This window comes from Serratia sp. (in: enterobacteria) (assembly GCF_046715635.1).
GTDB lineage: Bacteria > Pseudomonadota > Gammaproteobacteria > Enterobacterales > Enterobacteriaceae > Chania.
Window position 1 is genome coordinate 1 of record NZ_JBKJYW010000383.1, and the last position, 5988, is coordinate 5988.

Annotated in this window: 4 protein-coding genes; 3 read left to right on the forward strand and 1 reads right to left on the reverse strand. The window is 56.2% G+C overall.

The window, feature by feature from the left end:
• Positions 1-1862, forward strand: a 1862-nt coding sequence (fhuB, locus tag ACLQ7H_RS19965; protein WP_411754171.1) for a Fe(3+)-hydroxamate ABC transporter permease FhuB, incomplete at its 5' end; no start/stop codon positions are given.
• A gap of 305 nt (positions 1863-2167) precedes the next feature.
• A complete protein-coding gene (locus tag ACLQ7H_RS19970) occupies positions 2168-2320 on the forward strand; it encodes a Hok/Gef family protein (protein WP_411754174.1) in 153 nt (50 codons plus the stop codon).
• A gap of 123 nt (positions 2321-2443) precedes the next feature.
• Here ACLQ7H_RS19970 and metK read toward each other — a convergent pair whose 3' ends face one another.
• Positions 2444-3598, reverse strand: a complete 1155-nt coding sequence (gene metK / locus ACLQ7H_RS19975) for a methionine adenosyltransferase (protein WP_411754172.1) — start codon at positions 3596-3598, stop codon at positions 2444-2446.
• An 883-nt stretch (positions 3599-4481) separates the two neighbouring features.
• Here metK and speA point away from each other — a divergent pair.
• Positions 4482-5988, forward strand: a 1507-nt coding sequence (gene speA, locus ACLQ7H_RS19980; RefSeq protein ID WP_411754173.1) for a biosynthetic arginine decarboxylase, incomplete at its 3' end; no start/stop codon positions are given.

Sequence of the window (5988 nt, forward strand, 5' to 3'; positions counted from 1 at the left end):
AGCCAGACATCGACAATGTCGATCAGATGCTGTTCCACTACAGCCTGTTGCCACGCCTGTCAGTCTCGTTGCTGGTGGGGGCAGGGTTGGGATTGGTTGGCGTGCTGTTCCAGCAGGTATTACGCAACCCCTTGGCGGAACCCGCCACGCTCGGTGTTGCTGCCGGGGCTCAGCTAGGCTTGACGATTGCCACGCTGTGGATGCTGCCTGGGGGCGAATTGACCCGACAGCTGGCGGCGATGGTTGGTGCCATTGTGGTCGGCGGGTTGGTGTTCGGCGTTGCCTGGGGCAAACGGATGTCGCCCGTGACGTTAATTCTGGCCGGTCTGGTACTTGGGCTGTATTGCGGGGCGGTCAATAGCCTGCTGGCGTTGTTTAATTACGATCAGCTGCAAGGCCTGTTCCTGTGGAGCACCGGTGCGCTAAATCAGCAGGATTGGGGGACTGTGCAGTTTATCCTGCCGCGCTTGCTGGTGGTTGCCGTACTGGCTGCGTTATTGATCCGCCCGTTAACGCTGTTAGGGCTGGACGACGGCGTGGCGCGTAATCTGGGCCTGGGCCTGGCAATGTCGCGCTTTGCCGCGTTGGCGGTGGCGATCGTGTTCAGCGCCATGTTGGTCAATGCGGTCGGGGTGATCGGTTTTATCGGCCTATTTGCCCCATTGATGGCCAAGATGCTGGGAGCTCGCCGCTTGGTGCACCGCATGATGTTGGCCCCGCTATTGGGGGCATTGCTGTTGTGGTTAACCGATCAGGTGACTCTCTGGCTGACGCAGGTATGGCGTGAAATCCCGACCGGCGCGGCAACGGCACTGATTGGTGCGCCGTTACTGCTTTGGCTACTGCCGCGCTTACGCAGCAGCGCAACCCCGCCGCCGATGGATCTTGGTGACAGAGTGCCTGTCGAACGTGGCAACTTGCCGCTATGGGTCCTGCTGGGGAGCGTTTTATTATTGGCTGGGATTGCGGTGGCGTTGATGTTTGGGCAAAACGCCCATGGCTGGCACTGGAGCGTAGGCAGTGAATTGCAGGCGTTGATGCCTTGGCGCTGGCCACGAGTGGTTTCTGCTCTGGCGGCCGGGATGATGCTGGCGGTAGCCGGAACGCTGATCCAGAAACTGACCGGTAACCCGATGTCCAGCCCGGAAGTGCTGGGGATCAGTTCCGGTGCGGCTTTCGGCGTGGTGGTGATGTTGTTTATCGTCCCTGGTGATGCTTTTATCTGGCTGTTACCCGCCGGGAGTCTGGGGGCGGCGGCTACGCTGTTGATCATCATGATTGCGGCTGGGCGCGGCGGATTCTCTACCGAACGCATGCTGTTGGCGGGTATCGCCCTCAGCACCGCCTTTAGCACCACCATTTTCCTGCTATTGGCCAGTGGCGATCCCCGTATGGGCGGACTGCTGGTGTGGATCTCTGGCTCTACCTACTCGGTGGATGCTCCGCAGGCAATACGTACGGCGGTGATTGCTGGCGTGTTGATAGTCTTGGCCCCGCTGTGTAGACGCTGGTTGACCATTCTGCCGTTGGGCGGCGCTACAGCACGTTCCGTAGGGATTGCCCTGACGCCGACTAGGCTGAGCATTTTGCTGCTGGCGGCAACGTTGACGGCGATGGCGACGTTAACCGTGGGGCCGCTGAGCTTTATTGGCCTGATGGCACCGCATATGGCCCGCATGTTGGGATTCCGCCGGGCGTTGCCGCAGCTGGTGATTGCTGCGCTGCTAGGCGGCCTGCTGATGGTGTTTGCGGACTGGTGTGGCCGGATGGTGATGTTCCCTTACCAAATCCCCGCCGGGCTGCTGGCAACCTTTATTGGCGCGCCGTACTTTGTCTATCTGCTACGGAAGCAAACTTCGTAGACTATCCCGGGTTACCACCATTGCCACCAAGGGCTCAGCATTGCTGGGCCCTTGGTTTTTCAGGCAGTTGCAAAGCATTGCGTGGCACTGCGCAAAGTTGGTTTTTAGACGTGAAACAGCCGCCAGTCGGGCTGGTGAGGTGAATATACTGCGGGTGGGTGCTCTGGATCTTTGTATCTGGAGCCTGAGCGAAAGGTACAAAGAGAAAAGCCCCGAGTCGATAATATCAACCCGAGGCCAACTCTAACGCTCGACAACGTTAGGTTAGCTTCTTACTCGCCGCGAGGCAAGGATAAGGAGGCATGATGCCAAACAGAGGAGATGTTGTAAAACTGGTCGTTATCTGTACCACGGTGATCTTGTTGGTATGGATAACGCGCAGCAAACTTTGTGAGCTGCGCATTCGATCGGGCAACACGGAGGTTGCGGCCATTTTGGCCTACGAATCCGAACGGTAAGGCAACCCAACGGCGGGGGCCTGCTCCCGCCCGTTGGTTGTAAGCGTACAGATCTATGAGCACCCATCTACCAACGAAAACGGCGAGCCTCAGGCTCGCCGTTGTTACGTCTAACGCTCAGGCTTACTTCAAACCAGCCGCTTCACGCAGCTGGGCTGCCTTGTCGGTCGCTTCCCACGGGAAGTGCTCGCGGCCAAAGTGGCCGTAAGCTGCGGTTTCACGGTAGATCGGTTGCAGCAGGTCCATCATCTGGATCAGGCCGTATGGGCGCAGATCGAAGAACTCACGCACCAACAGGGTCAATTGCTCGGTCGAGATCTTCTCAGTGCCGAAGGTTTCCACCATGATGGATGTGGGTTCCGCTACGCCGATAGCGTAGGACACCTGAATCTCACAGCGATCTGCCAGACCCGCAGCCACGATATTTTTTGCCACGTAGCGTGCAGCATACGCCGCAGAGCGGTCAACCTTGGAAGGATCCTTGCCGGAGAACGCGCCGCCACCGTGGCGAGCCATGCCGCCGTAGGTATCAACAATGATTTTACGGCCGGTCAGGCCACAGTCACCCATTGGGCCACCGATAACAAAACGGCCGGTTGGGTTGATGTGGTATTTGGTGCCTGCGGTCAGCCACTCGGCTGGCAGTACCGGCTTGATGATCTCTTCCATCACCGCTTCTTGCAGATCTTTCAGCGCGATATCATCGGAGTGCTGGGTGGACAGCACCACGGCATCGATGCCGACGATTTTGCCATCGTCATACTGGAACGTGACCTGGCTTTTGGCGTCTGGGCGCAGCCAAGACAGGGTACCATTTTTACGCACTTCGGCCTGGCGTTGAACCAGACGGTGGGCATAAGTGATTGGCGCAGGCATCAACACGTCGGTTTCATTAGAGGCATAACCGAACATCAGGCCCTGATCGCCAGCACCTTGCTCCAGCGGATCGCTACGGTCAACACCCTGGTTGATATCCGGTGACTGTTTACCAATGGCGCTCAATACGGCACAGGAGTTGGCATCAAAACCCATATCGGAGTGAATATAGCCAATCTCGCGCACGGTTTTGCGGGTGATCTCTTCGATATCGACCCAGGCGCTGGTGGTGATCTCGCCGCCAACCAGCACCATGCCGGTTTTCACGTAGGTTTCGCAGGCTACGCGGGCTTTTGGATCCTGCTCCAGGATGGCATCAAGAACGGCATCCGAGATCTGATCGGCAATTTTATCCGGATGTCCTTCGGAAACAGATTCGGACGTGAAGAGGTGTTTAGCCATGGTGTTCTTTACCTTGCAAAAGACGGGTTGGAAATTACTGCACAGCGCTGGAGATCCGGGCATCAGAGCGAAGGGTCTTCCGCTGATGGCGAGATGCATCCTGCAACGCCCCTCAGGCAAAGCCGTTAAGCAGTTTATCTGTTAATCGGTATAGATGGATTAACATCTGGACGTCTATTTTAGGTCAGCCTTTAGCCGGATTGCCAGTAATTTTTTGCCCTAACGCTCTTTTGGGCAAACCGTTGGCCGCCATTTTCATCGTCTGAAACAGTTTCTGGCGAATTTTCATTTTGCATTTTGCCCGGGGGTCCGGTATAAACTGCGCGCGCGGCTCATTTGGTGCACAGCGTGTTGCAGAAAATTGTCACCTTCTGTAAAAACCGGCAACGCCGCGCCATGACCAGCCGTAGGTACCCCATGAGGGGGCCACCGCTTCATTGAACGTTCACGTTCTTAATACTATATAGAGGCTTTGTCGTTCATCGCGAGCGGCATGCGTGGAGGTGGTTGGATTAATGATCCGTTGTCTACTGGTTGTTGGTTCTCAACAGCAGTGCCGTTCTGGCGCGTATTCTTGTGCTATTTCCCGTCTTGTCTCTACACCACCTACCCGATGTTACACACATCTGGGCGCTACTCAGGATGCTCGGGCCGGTTAACGGCTGTCTGAAGCACTGAACAAGGGTAGCCTGCAGCCAACAGTGGGATGTTTTTTGACCCGATTCACGAGGTTTGAACAGGGTGTCTTACAAAAAATCTATTGGGTATAAACCGATCGCTGACCACGAACGGCAGGTGAATTCACTGCTAAAATGGGGTGTTTTCGGGTTGTTCTCGCGGGTTGTAGCTGCGATAGTGGCTGACTATATCGTCAGTATGCAAGGTGAGGCGAGTAATGTCTGATGATATGCAGATCCAACGCCCGTCAGTAGCGGGTGAAAATTTATCTTTACGCTCCATGCAGGAGGTTGCCATGAATGATCGTAATGCCAGCAAGATGCTGCGCACTTATAACGTCGCCTACTGGGGCAACAATTACTTTGACGTCAATGAGCTGGGCCACATCAGCGTGTGCCCGGACCCCGACGTCCCGCATGCGCGCGTCGATCTCGCCGAGTTGGTGAAAGAGCGCCAAAAAGATGGCCAGCGCCTGCCTGCCTTGTTCTGCTTCCCGCAGATCTTGCAGCATCGTCTGCGTTCCATTAACGCCGCGTTCAAACGTGCGCGTGAATCCTTCGGCTATGAAGGTGGCTACTTCCTGGTTTACCCGATCAAGGTTAACCAGCACCGTCGCGTCATTGAATCATTGGTCAACTCCGGTGAACCATTGGGACTGGAAGCCGGTTCCAAGGCAGAACTGATGGCGGTACTGGCCCATGCCGGTATGACCCGTTCGGTGATCGTCTGCAACGGTTACAAAGACCGTGAATATGTTCGTCTGGCGCTGATCGGTGAAAAACTGGGGCACAAAGTGTACCTGGTGATCGAGAAGATGTCGGAAATCCAGCTGGTGCTGGAAGAAGCTGAACGCCTGAATGTGATACCACGCCTGGGTGTGCGAGCCCGCCTGGCGTCACAGGGGGCAGGTAAATGGCAGTCGAGCGGTGGCGAAAAATCCAAGTTCGGCCTGGCCGCCATTCAGGTATTGAAGCTGGTGGAAACCCTGCGTGAAGCGGGCCGCCTGGATAGCCTGCAACTGCTGCATTTCCATCTGGGTTCTCAGTTGGCCAACATTCGCGATATTGCGACCGGCGTCCGTGAGTCTGCACGTTTCTACGTAGAGCTGCATAAGCTGGGCGTCAACATTCAATGTTTCGACGTGGGTGGCGGCTTGGGTGTGGATTATGAAGGCACCCGTTCGCAGTCCGACTGTTCGGTCAACTACGGCCTGAATGAATACGCCAACAACGTGATTTGGGGGATCGGTGATGCCTGTAATGAGCATGGCCTGCCGCATCCAACGGTGATCACCGAGTCTGGCCGTGCCGTCACCGCTCACCATACGGTGCTGGTTTCCAACGTCATTGGCGTTGAGCGCAACGAATTCTGTGAGCCGGTTCCCCCGGTCGATGATGCCCCGCGCGCTCTGGAAAGCATGTGGGAAACCTGGCAGGAATTGAACGAGCCGGAGAACCGTCGTTCACTGCGTGAATGGTTGCATGACAGCCAGATGGATCTGCACGATGTGCATACTCAGTATGCTCATGGCATGTTGGATCTGACCAAGCGTGCCTATGCCGAGCAACTGTATCTGAATATCTGCAACAAGATCCAGCAGCAGCTCGATCCGAGCAATCGTGCGCACCGGCCAATCATTGATGAATTGCAGGAGCGGATGGCGGACAAGTTCTACGTCAACTTCTCACTGTTCCAGTCGATGCCGGATGCCT